Origin of the sequence: Sphingobium sp. BYY-5, from assembly GCF_022758885.1 — a bacterium.
Taxonomy (GTDB): domain Bacteria; phylum Pseudomonadota; class Alphaproteobacteria; order Sphingomonadales; family Sphingomonadaceae; genus Sphingobium.
Genome location: NZ_JALEBH010000002.1, coordinates 764,539 through 782,805 on the forward strand (window position 1 = coordinate 764,539; position 18,267 = coordinate 782,805).

At 60.8% G+C, this 18,267-nt stretch carries 13 protein-coding genes and 1 pseudogene; 5 read left to right on the plus strand and 9 right to left on the minus strand.

Annotated elements, in window-relative coordinates; all coding sequences use genetic code 11:
* Positions 1 to 307 precede the first annotated feature (307 nt).
* A complete protein-coding gene (locus MOK15_RS19470) occupies positions 308 to 1,159 on the minus strand; it encodes a LysR family transcriptional regulator (protein ID WP_242933359.1) in 852 nt (283 codons plus the stop codon).
* Between the two features lie 113 nt (positions 1,160 to 1,272).
* Between MOK15_RS19470 and MOK15_RS19475 the strand changes: the two genes are divergently transcribed.
* The 3 genes from MOK15_RS19475 to MOK15_RS19485 all read left to right on the plus strand — a co-directional run bounded on the left by MOK15_RS19475 (position 1,273) and on the right by MOK15_RS19485 (position 4,931).
* Entirely contained in the window at positions 1,273 to 2,334 is a 1,062-nt protein-coding gene (locus tag MOK15_RS19475) for an alkene reductase (RefSeq protein WP_242933360.1), read from the plus strand.
* Positions 2,335 to 2,361: 27 nt separating this feature from the next.
* Positions 2,362 to 3,324: an NADP-dependent oxidoreductase gene (locus MOK15_RS19480; protein WP_242933361.1), complete on the plus strand. Its 963-nt coding sequence runs from the start codon at positions 2,362 to 2,364 to the stop codon at positions 3,322 to 3,324.
* Between the two features lie 284 nt (positions 3,325 to 3,608).
* The gene (locus tag MOK15_RS19485; RefSeq protein WP_242933362.1) at positions 3,609 to 4,931 is read left to right on the plus strand and encodes a Gfo/Idh/MocA family oxidoreductase; all 1,323 of its coding nucleotides are present in this window, start codon (positions 3,609 to 3,611) and stop codon (positions 4,929 to 4,931) included.
* A 238-nt stretch (positions 4,932 to 5,169) separates the two neighbouring features.
* On the opposite strand, the pseudogene MOK15_RS19490 reads toward MOK15_RS19485, so the two are convergent.
* The 5 genes and pseudogenes from MOK15_RS19490 to MOK15_RS19510 all read right to left on the minus strand — a co-directional run.
* Positions 5,170 to 5,757: pseudogene (locus MOK15_RS19490) on the minus strand (transposase); the annotation flags it as partial.
* Between the two features lie 17 nt (positions 5,758 to 5,774).
* Positions 5,775 to 7,280, minus strand: a complete 1,506-nt coding sequence (locus MOK15_RS19495) for an MFS transporter (protein WP_242933363.1) — start codon at positions 7,278 to 7,280, stop codon at positions 5,775 to 5,777.
* Positions 7,281 to 7,509: 229 nt separating this feature from the next.
* A complete protein-coding gene (locus MOK15_RS19500; protein ID WP_242933364.1) occupies positions 7,510 to 7,689 on the minus strand; it encodes a hypothetical protein in 180 nt (59 codons plus the stop codon).
* 10 nt (positions 7,690 to 7,699) lie between these two features.
* Positions 7,700 to 9,301 carry an alpha-glucosidase gene (locus MOK15_RS19505; RefSeq protein ID WP_242933365.1) on the minus strand — a complete coding sequence of 534 codons (1,602 nt, stop codon included), beginning with the start codon at positions 9,299 to 9,301 and terminating at the stop codon, positions 7,700 to 7,702.
* A complete protein-coding gene (locus MOK15_RS19510) occupies positions 9,298 to 11,064 on the minus strand; it encodes an alpha-amylase family glycosyl hydrolase (protein ID WP_242933366.1) in 1,767 nt (588 codons plus the stop codon). The genes MOK15_RS19505 and MOK15_RS19510 overlap by 4 nt, the downstream gene beginning before the upstream one ends.
* A gap of 207 nt (positions 11,065 to 11,271) precedes the next feature.
* On the opposite strand from MOK15_RS19510, the gene MOK15_RS19515 reads away from it, so the two are divergent.
* Positions 11,272 to 12,294, plus strand: a complete 1,023-nt coding sequence (locus MOK15_RS19515) for a substrate-binding domain-containing protein (protein ID WP_242933367.1) — start codon at positions 11,272 to 11,274, stop codon at positions 12,292 to 12,294.
* A 102-nt stretch (positions 12,295 to 12,396) separates the two neighbouring features.
* Here MOK15_RS19515 and MOK15_RS19520 read toward each other — a convergent pair whose 3' ends face one another.
* Complete coding sequence (locus MOK15_RS19520) at positions 12,397 to 15,177, minus strand: TonB-dependent receptor (RefSeq protein WP_242933368.1); 2,781 nt, start codon at positions 15,175 to 15,177, stop codon at positions 12,397 to 12,399.
* A gap of 731 nt (positions 15,178 to 15,908) precedes the next feature.
* Between MOK15_RS19520 and MOK15_RS19525 the strand changes: the two genes are divergently transcribed.
* Positions 15,909 to 16,364, plus strand: a complete 456-nt coding sequence (locus tag MOK15_RS19525; RefSeq protein WP_242933369.1) for an MFS transporter — start codon at positions 15,909 to 15,911, stop codon at positions 16,362 to 16,364.
* A gap of 3 nt (positions 16,365 to 16,367) precedes the next feature.
* Here the strand turns inward: MOK15_RS19525 and MOK15_RS19530 are convergent, their stop codons facing one another.
* Together MOK15_RS19530 and MOK15_RS19535 are read right to left on the minus strand one after the other, a co-directional pair.
* Positions 16,368 to 16,508: a hypothetical protein gene (locus MOK15_RS19530; RefSeq protein ID WP_242933370.1), complete on the minus strand. Its 141-nt coding sequence runs from the start codon at positions 16,506 to 16,508 to the stop codon at positions 16,368 to 16,370.
* 68 nt (positions 16,509 to 16,576) lie between these two features.
* Positions 16,577 to 18,265 carry a PQQ-dependent sugar dehydrogenase gene (locus MOK15_RS19535; protein ID WP_242933371.1) on the minus strand — a complete coding sequence of 563 codons (1,689 nt, stop codon included), beginning with the start codon at positions 18,263 to 18,265 and terminating at the stop codon, positions 16,577 to 16,579.
* Positions 18,266 to 18,267 lie beyond the last annotated feature (2 nt).

Genomic DNA, 18,267 nt, shown 5'->3' on the forward strand with positions numbered 1-18,267 from the left:
GAAGGTTTAAGCAGTTTAGCGACCGCAATTGGTCCAGACTGTCCTCTTGTCTTATGACTTTCTCGCCTGCTTTGGCATCATGAGATGCCCGATCCGGGGTGGCCACCGCAGATCGGGCGGAAGGGGTTGGATCGAAGTTGTCTCGGTCGTGGAGGACCGTCGATTAGTGTGATCACCCCTTTCTTTTCCAACAGGCCTAGACGGAAACCAGGGCTTCGGGGGCGGAAGCGGTATGGGCAATGACGCGCCCCTTTTCGCGCCTGTCGAGCAGAGTGGACATCGCAAATGCCCAAGAGAGCGATCGAGGTCACATAAGTTTTGCGGACAGGAATTCTATGAAGCGCTGGGTCTTGGCTGGAATAAGTCGCGTTTCGGTGACGGCATAGATGTTGACTGCCGATCCCTGCCAATCGGGCAGGATGCGCCGGAGCCGGCCCTCGGCCAGGTCATGGGCGACGATCTTCTCGGGCAGCAGCGCGATCCCCTGATGATTGACCGCGAGCGCGCTGATCATCCCGACGCTGTTGAGTGTGAAACGGCCGCTAACGCCGACATCGATGGTCTCGATGCCCCGGTGCAGGGGCCAACTCGAGCTTCGCGGCATACAGATACATTCATGCGCCGCCAGATCCGCCGGTGTGGCGGGCTCGCCTGACGCTTCGATATAGTCAGGGGAGGCATAGAGGTGGCGCGAATGCCGCCCGATCAGGCGCGCGATCAGGCCGGAATCCTCGAGCTTGCCGATGCGGATCGCCACATCGAAAGGCTCCGTCACCAGATCGACGCGGCGCGGGGTCAGGTCGAATTCGAACGTGATGCCGGGATAGTGCCGCGCGAAATCGGCGATGATTGGCGTGAGGTAAAGGGTGGCCAGATCGACCGGGAGCGAAACGCGCAGGACACCGCTCGGCTGCTCCAGCATCGCGCCGAGCTGCTCATGCGCGAGCCGGGCCTCGTCGACGATACGCTTGCTCCGTTCATAATAGAGCTGGCCGGCCTCGGTGAGCTCGATCTTGCGCGTCGTGCGATGCAGCAGTCTCAGGCCGATGGCCTTCTCCAGCGCGCTGATACGCCGCGATAGCGTGGAGTTTGGCACGCCGAGAGCCTCTGCGGCTTTTCGAAAGCTCCTGGCTCGAGCGACCTCCACGAACAGCGCCATGTCATTCAGATGGTTCACGCAATTGATCCATTAATGGAATACTTATTTCAACTATACGGGATTTATCCTGAAATCGGAATAATGGATAATGTTCCCACAAATGGAGAATCCAAATGAATCCAATATTCACACCAGTTCGTGTCGGCCGCTACACGCTTCCCAACCGCCTCGTCATGGCACCGATGACCCGCAGCCGTGCCGCTTTCGACGGTACGCCCGGCGAGCTAGCCATCCAATATTATGCCCAGCGCGCCAGTCTCGGCCTGATTGTCACCGAAGGCACTCAGCCCTCCGATGACGGACAGGGCTACCTGACGACCCCGGGCATCTACACGCCCGCACATGTCGTCGGCTGGCGGAAGATCACCTCCGCCGTACACGACAAAGGCGGCCGCATCTTCGTCCAACTCATGCATGCCGGGCGCATGTCGCATCCCGACAACACGCCGCATCACCGCCAGAGCGTCGCACCATCCGCGATCATGCCAGGAACCGGTATGTTCACCATGACGGGGATGCAGAACATTCCCGCGCCGCGTGCGCTGGCGACCGATGAAATGCGTCAGACCGTCGCCGATTTCCGCCATGCGGCCCGCTCGGCGATCGAGGCAGGTGCCGATGGCGTCGAAATCCACGGCGCAAATGCCTACCTGGTCCAGCAGTTCTTCGCGCCGAGCGCCAATACGCGCACGGACGAATATGGCGGTTCGATCGAGAACCGCGCCCGCTTCGCCATCGAGGTAGCTTCAGCGATCGCCGAGGAGATCGGTGCGGACCGCACCGCGATCCGCCTGTCCCCCGGCACAAAGATATGGGGGATCGATGAAGGCGCCGAAGGACCAGATCTCTATCGCTATCTCGTCGCCGAACTCGACAAGCTCGGGCTTGCCTACCTGCACATCATGCACCAAGGCAATGAGCCGCTGCTCGCCGACATCCGCGAGCTCTGGCATCAATCATTGATCCTCAACCGTCCGGGTCGTCCGCGTGACCAGATCGGCACCGACGTGGCGTCGAGGCTCGCCGATTTGGAAGCCTATGGCCAAATCGTCCTGGCCAATCCTGACTTCGTAGCACGACTGAAGACGAATGCCGCGATGAACGAGGCAGATCTCAAAACTTACTACGGCGGCGCAGCAGAGGGCTACACCGATTATCCTGCCCTGAACCCCTGAACCGATATCATGACCGGAGATTAGATAATGGCTCAATCACCGCAACCTCCGAAACCGCCATTGCAAGGCCGGGCTTTGCGTCTGCACGCCTATGGCGGCACTGGCAGCTTAAAAGTCGATACGGTTTATGCCTCCGAGCCGGGGCCGGATCAGGTTCTGGTCCAGGTCAAAGCCGCTGGCATCAACGGAATGGATTGGAAAATCCGTGAAGGCTATTTACGTGAAAAGTTCAATTTGGTGTTGCCCGCCGCCCTTGGCATCGAAATGTCGGGCGTCGTGCTTAAGGTCGGCTCGAACGTCAAAGACGTGAGCGTGGGAGAACGGGTCATGGCTGCGCTCGGTGGCCTCGGCGCTTATGCCGACCATTTGGTGATAAACGCCGAAAAGCTCATCAAGACACCTGCAAACTTGTCAGACATTGACGCCGCAGCGGTGCCGGTGGCGGCGATGACGGCATGGCAAGTCCTCCATGTCGCCGCATTCGACCTTCGGGGGAAACGGGTGCTCATCCACGGCGCGGCTGGTGGGGTAGGCAGCTTCGCGGTTCAATTCGCCAAGGCGGCAGGTGCGACCGTTTATGCCACGGCCTCGACAAAGAGCGTGGCTCATGTCCAGGCCCTCGGTGCTGACGAGGTGATCGATTACCAAAAGCAGAAGTTTGAGCTTGTTGCGAGCAACATCGATCTCGTTGCCGATCTCGTTGGCGGTCCGGTCGTAGACAAGTCGTGGGCTATCCTGTCGCACAATGGTATCTTGGTGAGTATCGCTGCAACAGACGTGGTTGCCCGGGCACCGGAAGGCCGCCGGGGCGTTTGGTTCTCGGTCAAGCCTGACACGGCTCGGTTGGCCGTCATCGCTCAACAAGTCGCCGATGGCTCTCTACGCGCAATGATCGCCCAAGTCGTTGCCTTCGAGGATCTGGCAGAGGCTATCGAGTGCAACCGTACCGGTCATGCCCCCGGAAAGACCGTTGCAGACTTCACCCGCTAATTTTTTTGGCTGCTGTCTGCACACGGAATTTCTCGCGACCACTTGTAGGTAATTGGAAGCCAGGCGCCACGGTTACATATGAAAACCCATTAACGGAGGAATCGTCATGTGAGGCAGGGCAGAAGTCTGCCCCCGATCAACCGCCAGATTATCGATTTTGTGCTTGCAACGCGGGAGCCATCCACAAAGGTCATTCAGCCTGTCCGGCAACACGCTCTTTGCGCCCTTGCGAGGAGATATGTTTGCGCTATCAACGTCGGAACAATAATCGGGAGGAGACCAATATGACCGCCAGCTTCGATCGCCGCACCCTCCTCGTTGGTGGCCTCGCCGCCTCAGCTACCCTGACGCCCCTCAGCGAGGCCTTCGCCCAGCGCCGCCGCGTGTCCGCCAACGACAAGGTCCAGGTGGGCCTGATCGGCTGCAAAGGCATGGGGTGGGCGAACCTCACGGCGATGACCAAGGGGGCCGACGTCACGCCCATCGCTCTCTGCGACGTGGATGCCAGGGTCCTCGCCGACCGCGGCGGCGAGTTGCAGAAAGCCTCCGGCCGCACGCCGCGGCTTTACGACGACTACCGCCGAATGCTGGATGACAAGTCGGTGGACGCGGTGATCATCGCCACCCCCGACCATTGGCACGCACTCCAGCTCACCGACACCATGTCGGCGGGCAAGGACGCCTATTGCGAAAAACCACTCGGCAACTCGATCGCCGAATGTCGCGCTATGGTCGTCGCCAAGGAGCGCCACAACCGTGTGGTCCAAGTCGGCCAGTGGCAGCGCAGCAACCAGCACTGGGCTGATGCCATTGCCCATGTCCATTCCGGCGGCATCGGCCGGGTGCGGAAGGTCAAGGCCTGGGCCTACCAGGGCTGGATGAAGAACATTGCTCCCCAGCCGGACCAGCCGCCGCCTCCGGACGTCAATTATGACCGCTGGCTCGGCCCGGCGCAACAACGCGCCTTCAACCCCAACCGCTTCCACTTCAACTGGCGCTGGTACTGGGACTATGCGGGCGGCCTGATGACCGACTGGGGCGTCCACCTGATGGACATCGCCCTGCTGGGCATGAAAGCCCAGACGCCGAACTCCGTCAGCGCGCTGGGCGGCGCCTATGGGTATCCGGGTTCGGCCATGGAGACCCCGGACACCCAGACCGCCATCTTCGACTTCGGCAATTATTCGGTGGAATGGGAACATGCGGTCGGCATCAGTCGCGGTCCCTTTGGCGGCCATGACCATGGCGTGGCCTTCGTTGGCGAGACCGGGACGCTGGTGGTGGACCGCAGCAAATGGTGGGTCTCGCCGGAGATGAGCGACGGCAAGGCCCTGACCCAGGAAATTCCTGTCATCCCAGCTAGGGACAACGGGCTTGATCTGCATACGGCGGACTTCATCGCCTGTGTGAAGGACCGCGCACGCTCGCCAGCATGTCCCATCGAGTCGGCCGCCAACACGGCCATCGTCTGTCAGATGGGCAACATCGCCTGGCGCACCGGCCGCAAAGTCCATTGGGATGCAGCGGCGAGCCAGTTTAAGGATGACGTCGAAGCAAACGCCCTAAGCACTCCCCGCTACCGCGCACCTTATCGCCTGCCGGCGTAAGCGGCGTGAACGGATGCGGTCGTCTTGCGGTGGGTAAAGCAAGCATTTCGCTATCGTATGCCGGGTGCATGGTCGTCTACGCGGCCGACAGAGGTCGCCGCATGATGGAGCTAGGCGGGAGGAGCCTTCCAATGCGGATGACGCACTATGCTGGATCCAGCGCAGCCCCATACCACGGAATGGCTCGGCCCACGCCCCGGCAGGGACGTAGCTAAGCGTTCAAAGCGAACGCTATTCTTTAGGCGGCAGGAGCGGGAGCACCTGCTGCCCGATCAAAAAGTTCTCCGGATTTTACCATGGCGTGCATGGTAACAGAGAGTTTGCGCGCCAAGGCGACGGCAGCTCTTTTGAACCCAATGCGCTTCCTCAGTTTTAAACCCCATGTCCGCAAGCTGCTTTCTGCCGAACTGCGGGTCAGGATGACGGTCGCAGCTTCGTACAGAAGACCGCGAAGATGATTGGCACCTCGGCGAGATATACCACCTCCATAATCGACTTCCCCTGATTGGTAACGGCGCGTAGTTAAACCAAGCCATGCTCCAACTGAACGTGACTGTCCGAAGTTAGCCGGATCTTCGATTGCGGTAGTGAACGAGGTAGCGGTGATCGCGCCGACGCCAGGGATTGACATAAGAATTTAGCACGCCTGGCTTCGGCGTGCGCCAGTGACCAGCTGCCCTTCAAACTCGGATGTGCGTGAGCGAACACTGTGCCGCACTTCCAGAAGAGGAAGCACAATGCTATCTTGATCGATCATAAGTTCACGAACATGTTTTTCAAATGTGCTTCCCTTTCCTGGAGGAACAACCAGGCCGAAAGTCTTCAACCGAGCATGGCAACCTTTCAGAATCGGCAGCGCAGAGTTGCACCGGCGGCCAGCAGCATGACGCCGCCGGCGAAGGCCATGGTCCAGATCGGTTCGGTCGGAAAGAAATGGCGCATGATAGTGCCCATGACGGTCGCCACCAGCAATTGCGGGATGACGACGAATGCGTTGAACAGGCCCATATAGATGCCGAGCTTCTCCTGCGGCACGCTGGAGGCGAGCATGGCGTAGGGCATGGCGAGGGTCGAGGCCCAGGCGATGCCGATCGCGACTTCCGACAAGAGCAGCAACTGGGCGTCGCGCAGAACGAGGAAGGACAGGAAGCCGATCGCACCCAGCACCAGAGCCAGCGCATGGGTCTGGGCCTGGCCGATGCGACGGGCGAGCGGCTGGAGCAGGAAGGGCGCAGCGAAGGCCGCAACGCCATTATAGGTGGCGAACAGGATGCCGACCCAGTTGCCGCCTTCATTATAGGCAGCGCTGGTCGGATCGGCCGATCCGAAGACATATTGGGCGACGACCGGTGTGGTGTAGATCCACATGATGAAGAGCGCCGACCAGGTGAAGAACTGGACCAGAGCAAGCTTCTTCATCATCGCTGGCATGGTGGCGAAATTGCCGACGACATGGCTCAGCAGATTGTCGGTCCGCCCCCAGGCATGAAGGCTGCGCGCGACGATGCGGGCGATGCCATAGGCGGCGAGCAGGCCGCCCAGTAGATAGAGTTCCTTTTCCAGCGCCCAGCCCCAGACGGCGGCGATGATGGCGAGGCCGGCGACGATCCAGAGCAGGCCGCCGGCGGGCACCGGCGGCGCTTCCTGTTCGATGGTCACCTCGGTCGCGCTGGCAAAGCTGGCCATCTGTTCGGGGGAATATTCGCGGGTGGTGAGCACCGTCCACAGTACCGCGAGGAAAAGCGCCGCGCCGCCGATATAGAAGCTGAGCCGCACCGTGTCGGGAACGGCGCCGGCCGGCGCGACATTGGAGACGCCAAACTGGTCGAGCAGCCAGGGGGTGGAAGAACCGATCACCGCACCGGTACCGATGAAGGCGGTCTGGATCGCATAGCCGGCCATATGCTGTTCCTTCGCCAGCATGTCGCCGACAAAGGCGCGGAACGGCTCCATCGAAACATTGAGCGAGGCATCGAGAATCCAGAGCATCAGCGCGGCGCCCATCAGGCCGGACGCATTGGGCATACCGAACAGGGCGAGCGCAGCGAACAGCGCGCCAGCGAAGAAATAGGGCCGACGCCGGCCGAGGCGGCACCAGGTCCGATCGCTATAATGGCCGATCACCGGCTGGACCAACAGGCCGGTCAGCGGCGCGGCGATCCACAGCAGGGCGAGATTGTCGAGATTTTCCCCCAGCGACTGGAAAATGCGCGACATGTTGGCATTTTGCAGCGCGAAGCCGATCTGGATGCCGAAAAAACCGAAGCTGATGTTCCACAGGCCCCAAAAGTCCTGGCGCGGGCGGCCGTCGGACGTCGATGCGTTACCGTTCTGCGTCAGGCCAACCATCCCCACTCCTCGCTTAGCTTCGCACATTTTGACATTTTGGGGCGAGCGCCCGATCCTATCGAAAAATCCGCGTTCAGGCTGGCTCCCAGCCTATCGAGCGAAACCAAATTAGAATAGCCTGGCGCCATCCGCCGCACCATTGGCTTGATATCCGTCATCCCGGATCAAGTCCGAAATGACGGCTATATTTTGAGGCGCCGCTATCCCAGTGTCGAATGTGGCTCCACCCTCAGCGCTTGCCGCCGCTGGCGACGAAGCGCATCGCCTGACCGCCGCCGGGCGCGAAGCTGATGGTCAGCGTGATATGGCCGTTGGGCGAGGCGGCCTTGGCCACGACATCGGCATGTGCGGCTATGGGCATGGGACCAAGCGCAATGAGCGGAAGAGCGAGCGCGGTCAGTCGCGACATAATTTTGTCCTCAAACTTGGAAGGCGGCGACGAGGCCGGAGGCGGGAGCGAAGGTCCAGTCGGTGACATCGCCGGTCGCTAGTTGCGCCTGCCAGCGGTCGGCATCGGCGGGACACCAAGCGATCGGCACGAAACCGAGGTTGAAGACGCAGAGCATCTGCTGCCCATCCTGGCTGCGTTCGAAGGCGAGCAGGTCATCTGGCGTATCGAGAAAATCGATCGTGCCGCTGCGCAGTGCAGGCGTGGCGTTGCGCAGGGCCAGCACGACGCGCGTCCAGTGGAGCAGTGAGCCCGGATCGGCTTCCTGTACATCCACCGCGAGCGGACGATGTGCTTCACCGATCGGCAGCCAGGGCTTTACGTCTGAGAAACCAAGCCAGGGAGCAGCCCCGATCCAGGGCATGGGCGTGCGGGCACCGTCGCGCGAGAGGGTCAGTGGCCAGTTGGCGATCGCCTCGAGGTCTTGCAGATCCTCGAACCTGATATCGACCTGGGGCAGGCCCAGTTCCTCGCCATAATAGAGGAAGATATTGCCGCGCAGACAGGCGAGCAGCAGCATCTTCATCCGGCAATAGGCCTGTGGGTCGATGTCGCCCGCCCAGCGCGAGACGGCACGCGGCGCGTCATGATTTTCGAACGCCCAGCTCGGCCAGCCGATCCCCTGCTCCGCCGGCCAGCGTGACAGTGCGGCCTTGAGGAAAGACGCGGTCAGCCGGGGGGCGTAGAGGAAATCGAAGCCATAGGCGGTGTTGAGGCGGTGATTGCCCTGGGTAAACGCCTTCATCTCTGCATCGCTGTCATCGCCGCCTACTTCCGCGACAGTGAAGCGATCGGGATATTCGTCGAACACCGACCGCACCTTTTCGAGGAAGAGCGGAATGTCCGGATGGCTCTGGCTGTAGCACCTGATCTGGAAATCATAGGGGCGCGTGCGGATACGGCCATCCTCCGGCGCAGGCGGATTGTCGCGCAGTTGCGGGTCGGGCATCGAATGGTTGATCGCGTCGATGCGGAAACCATCGACGCCGCGGTCGAGCCAGAAGCGGACAATGTCCAGCACTGCGGCCTGCACCTGCCCATTGTGCAGGTTGATCTGCGGCTGCTCCTTCAGGAAATTATGCATATAATACTGGCCGCGCCGCGCATCCCAGGTCCAGGCCGGACCGCCGAACACGGACTGCCAGTTGTTAGGTGGGGAACCGTCCGCCTTGGCATCGGCCCAGACATACCAGTCGGTATACGCATTGGCACGGCTGGAGCGGCTTTCGATGAACCAGGGATGTTCATCGGACGTATGCGCCCAGACCTGATCGACGATGATGCGCAGGCCAAGGTCATGGGCCTTTGCAATCAGCCTATCGAAATCGGCGAGCGTGCCAAAGATCGGATCGACATCGCAATAGTCCGACACGTCATAGCCGAAGTCGCGCATGGGGCTCTTGAAGAAGGGCGAGAGCCAGATCGCATCGACGCCAAGCGACGCGACATAGGGAAGATGGGCGGTGATGCCGTTGAGGTCGCCTATACCGTCATTGTTGGAATCGGCGAAGCTGCGCGGATAGATTTGATAGATGGTCGCACCGCGCCACCATGGAGCTTTGATGTCAGTCATTGCGGGGCATTGCTCCGTGCAGCACAAACGCTGTAGCCGAGGGGAGGAAGAGTAAGGGCGAGACTGCCGGGGACAGCGGCCCGCGGCGCGCAGGCGGCACCCGCGAGTGTATCGAAGGCGACAGAAGCGACATCGACCTGAACCTGCGCCGTGACCGGCACGGTCGATGTGTTGAAGGCGATCAGCGTTTCGGCGCCGGTTCCCGGATCAAAACGCGATACGGCAAAGAGGCCAGGTGCGTCGCCACGCGCATGGATCAGCTCTTGCCCCCGACGCAGCGCGGTATGAGCTGTACGCAGCCGGGCCAGCTTCGCAATGTCGCGATAGAGCGGATGAGCAGGGTCGAAGCGTGATGTGGTTGTGGTCGCGTCGGTGGCGAGCAGGCGATTGTCGTTATAGCTGGCGACCTTGCTGCCAAACATGTCTTCCCGCGCATCCTGATCGCCACCGTCGCCGACGAAGCCCTGTTCGTCGCCATAATAGATGGTCGGCACGCCGCGCAGCGTCAGCAACATGGCATTGGCCAGCATCACCCGACTCAGCACTTCGTCCTCGCCCGCCTGTGGAAAGGCACGACGGACGAAGGTCGCGAAACGGCCAGCATCATGATTGCTGACGAAGGTCGGCAACTGACGCGCGGTAGCAGCACCGTCGCGATAGAGAGCGTCCCCAGTCAGCATCCGTTCCCACGTAGCGGTCGCCGCCTTGCCCGCCACGGTTTCAAGCACCGCCTGGCGGAAGGCGAAGTCGAGCACGGCAGGAAAGCCGCCCTCGCGCGTGTGCCAGGCGAGCGGGCCGGCATCGACGGTTTCCACATAGACCTCGCCGAAAATGTGGAAATTGGGGATGCCCTGCGCCCTCGCTCGCGCTTGCATTGCGGGGACGAACTGCTGCCAGAAATGCGGATCGACATGGCGGGCGGTGTCGATACGGAAACCGTCTATGCCGAAGCGGTCGATCCAGCCGCCGAAAATATCGATCATGCCCGCGACCACCCGGGGATGCTCTGTCCTCAGATCGTCCAGCCCGGCAAAATCACCCATGGTCGCGCTCTCGCCCGAATAGGTCGTCTCGCCACGATTGTGATAATAGCGGACATCGTTGAGCCAGCCGGGGTTCTTCACCTGCTCTTCTCCCTTCGGCACGAAGGGCGTGTAAGCATAGGAAGGATCGGTCAGCTTCGCGAAATTCGCTTCGCTATGGTCGGCATCGCCTGAGAAACCCGAATTGATCGCCGCGCCGTTGACGCCGCCGCGCCGCTGATAAGGATAGTCAGCGCGAGAACGATAGGTGCAGGGTTGCCCCACGCATTCGCGATACTGGATGACATCCGCCGTATGGTTGGCGATGATATCCATATAGACTTTCATCCCCCGCCCATGGGCGGCCTTCACCAGCGCCGCGAAATCGGCGTCGGTGCCGAAATGCGGATCGACATGCTCGAAATCCGTAATCCAATAGCCATGATAGCCCGCGCTTTCCTGGCCCTTCGGTCCTTGCACCGGCTTGTTGCGGAAAATCGGCCCGACCCAAATGGCAGTCGCGCCCAATCCCTGAATATAGTCCAGCCGCCGGATCAGCCCTTTGAGATCGCCGCCATGGTAGAAGCCCTTGGACGCGGGGTCGAATCCGGTCTGCAATCGGTCCCCTTTCAATCCCCCCTTGTCATTGCTCGGGTCCGCATTGTCGAACCGGTCGGGCAGGACGAAATAGATCACCTCATCTTCAGGCAGGCGAACGCGATAATCGGGCTGCTGCGCCATCAGCGGAGCGGAAAGACCGCAGAGCATAATTGAAAGCCTGGCCGTCCATTTGCGCATCCGTTCCGCCCTCCCCCTTTTGCCGCTTGTGCCTGATTGCCGCAGCTTGATGTTCCTCTTAGTCGGCGGGGACCGGCTGGGCCAAGGGAGCGGCATACGTATTCAAAGGCCGTGCTTTCAAAGCTGCATGCGCGGGCGTAGGGTCAAACGATGGCCGTCAACGACAAACCGACATCCTTCGATATCGCCACGCTGGCCGGTGTGTCCCAGCCGACCGTATCGCGAGCGCTACGCGGCGACAAGACAGTGAGCGAGGCGACCCGCAAGCGGATCGAGGCGATCGCGCGTCAGCTCAACTATACGGTGGACAAGAATGCGTCTTCGCTGCGTCGGGGCAAGAGCAATACGCTGGCCCTGCTCTTCTTCGAAGATCTGCTACCCGACGAAAGCTGGATCAACCCATTCTTCCTGTCGATGCTGGGGTCGATCCTGCAAACCTGCGCCCAGCGGGGTTATGACCTGCTTACGTCCTTCCAGCAGCTATCGACCGACTGGCATGTCGATTATGAGGATAGCCGCAAGGCCGATGGCATCATCCTGCTGGGCTATGGCGATTATGAAATCTATCGCACCCGATTGGAGCAACTGGTGACGCAGGGCACGCATTTCGTGCGCTGGGGATCAATGGACCAACATGCGCTGGGGATGACGATCGGCTGCGACAACCGTCGCGGCGGACGCGATGCAGGCGCACATCTGGTCGCGCGGGGATGCAGCAGAATCGCCTTTCTGGGTGACGCATCAAGCCATTATCCGGAATTTCGCGACCGCTATGCCGGCCTGAACGAAATCCTGCGCGAATCCGGACATGCGATCGATCCGGGACTGCATGTCGATGCACTGTCCAGCGAACAGTCGGGCTATGAGGCGGCAAGGCGGCTGATCGCGCGCGATGTGAAATTCGATGCGATTTTCGCCGGATCGGACCTGATCGCGATTGGTGCGATGCGGGCGCTGGACGAACATGGCCTCTCGGTGCCTGGCGATATTCCGCTGATCGGCTTCGACGATATTCCTGCCGCCAGCTTGACCCGGCCGCCGCTGACAACGATTGCACAGGATTATCTGCGCGCGGGCGAAGTGCTGGTCGATGCGCTGGTCGGTCAGATCGACCGGAAGCCGGTGACGCCTACGCTCCTGGCACCGCGGCTGGTCACACGGATGACAGCCTGACCGGCGTCTCGCCCTCAACAAAAAGGACCGCCTCCCCTCAAAGGGGCGGCGGTCCCGGGGGAGTGAGCAACCCGCGTGCAGTCGGGCAGCCCAAAGGGGTGATCAGAATTTGTAGGTCAAGCCGAGATAATAATCGCGACCATAGCGCTGATAATCGATGACCTGACGCGGATCGTCATTCTGATAGGTGACGAAGGGTTGATCAGTCAGGTTCTTGCCCTGCAACAGGATCGACAAGCCGGTGAGCGGACCCGACTGGAATTCATAGCCGATCTGGGCATCGAGAATCCCTTCCGCCTTGGCAGTGCGGAAGGTCGGTGCCGCCGACAAGCCAGCCACTTCGCCCAGGAAAGACGAGCGGTAGCGATAGTTCACGCGAGCCTGAAAGCCGTTCTTTTCGAAATAGGCCGTGCCGCTGGCAACCCATTTCGACAGACCTGGCAAGGTGACGATATCGGTCGGATTGCTGCCATATTCGATTTCGCTGTGGGTGTAGGACCCGCTGGCGAAGACGCCGAAGCCGTCAAGCGCCTCGCTGAACAGCTTGAAGGGCAGCGACGCGGTCGCTTCGACACCCATGATCGTGCCCTTGCCGGTGTTGGCCGGTGCTTTCAGCAGGCCGACATAACTGCCGTCGGCCATGATCTGGTTGCGGATTGCTTCAGGCAGCGAGGGAAGCACGGCCGAGAAGTCATAAGCAATATTATTGTTGGGATCGACAAAATCGGTCAGATTCTTGAAATAGCCGGCCACCGACACATAGCCGCCCTTGTCGAAATATTTCTCGACAGAAAGGTCGATGTTGGTCGACTGATAGGGGCGCAGATTGATGTTGCCACCGTTTGAACTGAACGGGCTATATTGCGGGTCGGAACCAAGCCCGATATTGGCCAGGTTGAAGCTATATTCCTGATTGACCCGTTCCTGGTCCATGCGCGGACGAACCATCGTCTGCGCCGCGCCCATCTTGACGAACAGGCCAGGCTCCAGCTCGACCGAAAGCTGCGCGCTCGGCAGGACATTGGTGTAGCTGTCCTTGCCGGAGGCCGGAACGACGGTGACGACGCCATCGGCAAAGTTGGAGATGGTGCCGACCGACGACTGACGGGTGTGGATCACCTGCACGCCGATCGCGCCTTTGAGCGGCTTGCCGCCCAGCGTGCCGTCCAGGGTCAGCTTGGCATAACCGGTGAAGACATCTTCCTTGACATGATTGTCACGCACCAGCGACGAAGGGCGGTTATCATACACCGCGTCGAGCGTGTTGTTGTAGAGATAGAGCGGGTCGAGCGTCAGCATCGCCGGCACGCCCAGATAGTTGAGCGAGACGTTCGAGCCGAGCAGCGCTTCCTGCGGCACAGGGGCCGAGCCGGGCGTGCCGCCCGCAATGGTGCAGTCCGTACCTCCGGTTGGGCAGAGGAAGTAGCTGGTATAGGCGCTGGTCTTCTTGCGACGGCTATAATTGCCGCCGATTTCCCAGTTGCTGAAGATACTGCCCGAAATATCGCCGACCAGATTGGCGCGGAACGATTTCATATCGTCGATAAATTTGGGCCGGTTGAGGAAGCCGGCCTGCACGACGGCGGTGGTGCCGTTAAAGCCCCAACCATTGGGGTCGGTCAGGCCGATCGTGTTGGTATCGGTATAGTCGAGCGTCGGTACGATGCTGAACAGGCCGTTCGACTGACGCTCCACGCGCACCGTGTCGGCAACGCCCGAACGCAGATAGCCGGTGCCCGAATAGGTTTCGAGCAGGAAGTCGGTGCGTTTTGCGCGCGACCAACTAGCATCGACATTCAGCTTTAGTCGGTCGTTGAGTTGGATATCGTTGTTCCAGCCAAGCGAAATGGTATCGGCCTTGCGCTTGTTATAGTCGTTGCGCTGGACGCCGTAGACGTTGCTGAAAGTCGCGCTGGTGACCAAGCCATTTTCGACCGTCACATCGCTGACGCCGACGTTGCTGCCCCAGACCAGCGGAAATTCGATACCACGCAACCGCTGCTCTTCTTCGAAATGCGATAGGAGTATATCGAAGGTTGAATGGAAATTGTCGCTCGGCCGCCATTCCAGCGTGCCGACCGCGCCATAGCGCTTGAGCAGATTGGACTGCACATAGGGCTTGGCGCCACCGATGATCAGGTTGCCGTCGGTGTCGATGGGATAGCCCCAGCTATTGAAGCGCTCATTTTGCGACGGTGTCTGCGAGGCGGAAAGGCCCAGGGAGAAGCCCAGAGTATCGTCGGCGAATTGGTCGATATAGGTAGCCGAAGCACGATAGCCATAGCGCTCACCATCGGGATTGAGCTTATCCATGCTGTTCATCTGGCCGCGCAGCGACACGGTGACGAGGCGATCGTTGCGATCGAGCGGACGCAGCATCCGCAGATCAACCGTGCCCGAGATACCAGCCGCGATCAGGGCCGCGTCGGCGCTCTTGTAGACATTGACGTTCTGGAAAAATTCCGACGGATATTGGTCATATTCAACACCGCGATTGTCGCCGACCGTGACCTGTTCGCGACCGTTGAGCAGGGTGGTCGAAAAGTCGGGACCCATGCCACGGATCGACAGGCGCTGATCGCGGCCTTCGAGGCGCTGGGCGGTGACGCCGGGCAGGCGGGCCAGCGAGTCCGCGATCGACACGTCGGGCAGCTTGCCAACATCTTCGGACGAGATGGAATCGACGATTAGGACGGAATCGCGCTTGATCTTCGCAGCCGATGCCAGCGAAGCGCGGATGCCGGTGACGACGATGGCATCGCCTTCTCCCGCAGTCGGCGCGGCCGTTTCAGCCTCAGTCTGCGCATGAGCAACCGTCGCGACGGAAAGGGAAGCCCCTGCCAGCAGAACGGCACGCAGGACAGGATGGCGGAATTGATGCATGACAGAAATCCTCCCCAGGACGCATCTTGAGCTTTTCTTGCCGGCATCGCCGGTCTTCCTGAAATAGCCCCGCCCCGGTCCTCCTGCACAGAATCCAGCATACGTATTCACTCTTTTGCGATCATCACGCCTGTGTGCGGGAGGCGTGCTGGCATCCCAAAGCCTTTGGCGATGTTCGGGCTAGGCGCGGTATCGGCGGGCATAAGCAAGCTCGCTGGCAGCCCGCTCCGCTCCTTCAACTCATCATCTGTGGTGGTCCGCCTCGCCTCGTAGGAAGATGTATGCCCGCTTCTCTATCGCGGCCCTCGTCAAGGGGATCCTAAAAGCTTCATGGCATCACTCCTTCGTTGGTGATCTATGGTCTAGATAATCCTCACGGACCTCGTGCTTCTCTTCGAGGTCGGCGTACGGCCGCCTCATGATGGGGTAGCAGGTCAATCTTTCCGGCGCCCATGGCTCGCCATCAAGCTCTTCTTCCTGCCGCCCTACAGCCCCGACTTCAACCCGATCGAGAAAGCATGGCGTTGGAACCTCTGAGTCACAGGTTCATTTAGTGCCGCAGGTGGGCCATGGCGCGTTTCTGAACCTGGCTCTTGGATTGCGAGGCATGGCGATGTCATATCGGATGAACATCCATTGGACGGATCTGTCGACGGATCGACGTCGGCGGCTTGTGGTCATTTTAGGGGAACTGGTCCAGCGACGGCTATCGCTCCTGCGGGAGGCAAGCCATGACGATGGAACTCACCAGAGCGCTGCCTGAAAAGATCCTGCCGCGCCATCAAGAGTGGCAGGCCGTCGTTTACGTCCGTCAGTCGACTATGCGGCAGGTAGTAGAAAACAGACCCGCTTGCGCTGATCGAGCATGTGGTCTCGCCTGGAGCCTCCTCGCAGGATATGCGCGACTCATGGTATCCGTGCGCCAGCAGGCCAAGGCGATGGCGATCGCCATGGTGGGAACACCCATCGCACTGTCTTTGGACGTTCCGCTCGGCACATGGTTCGGGTCTCTGATCGGCTGGCGAACAGCCTTCTGGATCATGTCCCTCCTGACGCTGATTCTGATCATCTGGATTCTGGTGAAGGCGGCTAACTATCCGGGCCAGAAAAAGGGCGAACGAATGCCTCTACTGCGGATATTTTCGACACCGGGGGTCCGGCCGGTTCTCAACATGGTTGTTGCATAGATGCTAGCCCACAACATTCTCTACACCTATGTCGCACCATTTGTTCAACCGGCCGGGTTGGAGGATCGGGTCGACGTTGTGGTGCTGGTCTTTGGATTGGCTGCGCTCATTGGAATCTGGATTACCGGCAAGCTTGTCGATCATTTCCTTCGAGCGACCGTGCTGGCAAGCCTTGCGGCTTTCGCGATCGCATCGACATCACCGAAGGTCATCTATCCTCCGTCTGCCAGCGACACGATATAAGCCGCGATGGCATCTGCCTGATCGTTCGTCAGCGATGCACCACCGCTTGGCGGCATTGGCGCAGGGAACCGTTTGGGCCGGGCCACTCCTTTGATGACGGTTGCGCGAATGTCGAATATGCTACCATTGCCCCACAGCCATTCCCGATCGGCAAGGTTTGGGCCTACGGGCGTTCCTTCACCTGCCGGGCCATGGCATCCGGCACAGGGCGCGCCGGCAATCTCCCCCTCATAAAGGCGTCGACCAAGCGCAATCTTTGCAGAGTCAGCGGTCTTTACCTGCTCGGTTTTCTTACCATCGCTCGCTGGCAGCCGTCCACCCTCTGCCGCCCTGGCCGCGATCAGGGCCGCAGCCTTGTCGCCCCGATAACGGATGCGCCAGATACGTCCCTGCTTGTCGTCCGAGACATAGAGCGATCCATCCGGGCCGATCGCCAGGCCGGTCGGCCGATAATCTGCCTTGCCGCTGGCGCGTTCCGGTCCCGCAAAACCGTCCGCAAACAGGATGGAGTTGCCTGATGCGTGGCCATCCTTCATCGGCTGGAACATGATGTTGAAGCCCTGTTGCGGTCCCGGAGCGCGGTTCCAGGAACCATGGAAGGCGATAAAGGCGCCGTCACGATAAGCCGTAGGGAAAAGCGTCCCGGTATAGAATGCGATGGCGTTGGGCGCCCAATGGGCGGGAAAAGAGGCTACCGGCCCGCGTCGCCCGGCGCAAGGACCGATCGCCGTTCCGCCATCGCCGCCATATTCGGGGGCAAGCACCAAGCGCCTGGCATTGGGGTCGAAATAGCATTCCGGCCATCCATAGTCGGCGCCCGCGATAACTTCGATCAGTTCTTCCGCCGGCAGTTCCTGCCCTTGGGTGGCCGAATAGAGATGGCTCCAATTTTCATGCAGTTGATCGCGCCCATGCTGGGTCACGAACAAGCGGCCCCTGCCATCGACCGCGAGGCCGACGGCGTTGCGAATGCCCGATGCAAAGCGCGCGGCGGGGGCTAAGGGCTGTCCCGTTCCGGCCGCAGCGAAGCGCCATATGCCCGCGCGCAGAGCCTTTTCGGCGCAGGGCGTCTGGCCCGGCGATCCGCTCTGTCGATTGTCGACCTGACAGGCATTGGTGGCGCTGCCGCTGTTGACGAACAGGCTACCATCGGCGCGCAGGGCGATGCTGTGGCTGTCATGATCACCATCGGTGGGCAATTCGATGACCACCCGTTCGGCTGCACCCATGGGCCGGTGGGTGGCGCCATCCAGTCGATAGCGCAGGATATGATCGCCATCCTCCATAAACAGCCTGTCGCGATCTATGGCGATACCGGTACCGCCGGTCTGGCCAGGGAAAGGACGCTCCACATGCTCGGCGCGGCCGTCGCCATCCCGGTCCTGCAGCAGGATCAAGCCGGATGCGATATGACCATCCTCCCGGTCGGGCGCGCTATTAGCATACACGGTGCCGTCCTGCCCCACCGCCAGATGGCGGATATGACCCAGTCTGTCCGCGAAAATCTCGGCGCAAAAGCCCGGCGGCAGCGTCAATCCACTGGAGGGGCCGGCGCAGCCGGCATCGGCCTGGCCGCTTGGCGCCGAATGGCCGGAGCAGCCAGCAGCGAAGGCGAGCACGCACAGGGCGCCGGCGGAAAAAAGGCTTTTGAGCGTCATGC

Bases quoted from the DNA above. Each gene is read 5' to 3' on its own strand.
- MOK15_RS19470 (WP_242933359.1), bottom strand. From the start codon at position 1,159: ATGGCGCTGTTCGTGGAGGTCGCTCGAGCCAGGAGCTTTCGAAAAGCC.
- MOK15_RS19475 (WP_242933360.1), top strand. From the start codon at position 1,273: ATGAATCCAATATTCACACCAGTTCGTGTCGGCCGCTACACGCTTCCC.
- MOK15_RS19480 (WP_242933361.1), top strand. From the start codon at position 2,362: ATGGCTCAATCACCGCAACCTCCGAAACCGCCATTGCAAGGCCGGGCT.
- MOK15_RS19485 (WP_242933362.1), top strand. From the start codon at position 3,609: ATGACCGCCAGCTTCGATCGCCGCACCCTCCTCGTTGGTGGCCTCGCC.
- MOK15_RS19495 (WP_242933363.1), bottom strand. From the start codon at position 7,280: ATGGTTGGCCTGACGCAGAACGGTAACGCATCGACGTCCGACGGCCGC.
- MOK15_RS19500 (WP_242933364.1), bottom strand. From the start codon at position 7,689: ATGTCGCGACTGACCGCGCTCGCTCTTCCGCTCATTGCGCTTGGTCCC.
- MOK15_RS19505 (WP_242933365.1), bottom strand. From the start codon at position 9,301: ATGACTGACATCAAAGCTCCATGGTGGCGCGGTGCGACCATCTATCAA.
- MOK15_RS19510 (WP_242933366.1), bottom strand. From the start codon at position 11,064: ATGGCGCAGCAGCCCGATTATCGCGTTCGCCTGCCTGAAGATGAGGTG.
- MOK15_RS19515 (WP_242933367.1), top strand. From the start codon at position 11,272: ATGGCCGTCAACGACAAACCGACATCCTTCGATATCGCCACGCTGGCC.
- MOK15_RS19520 (WP_242933368.1), bottom strand. From the start codon at position 15,177: ATGCATCAATTCCGCCATCCTGTCCTGCGTGCCGTTCTGCTGGCAGGG.
- MOK15_RS19525 (WP_242933369.1), top strand. From the start codon at position 15,909: ATGACGATGGAACTCACCAGAGCGCTGCCTGAAAAGATCCTGCCGCGC.
- MOK15_RS19530 (WP_242933370.1), bottom strand. From the start codon at position 16,508: ATGATCGACAAGCTTGCCGGTAATCCAGATTCCAATGAGCGCAGCCAA.
- MOK15_RS19535 (WP_242933371.1), bottom strand. From the start codon at position 18,265: ATGACGCTCAAAAGCCTTTTTTCCGCCGGCGCCCTGTGCGTGCTCGCC.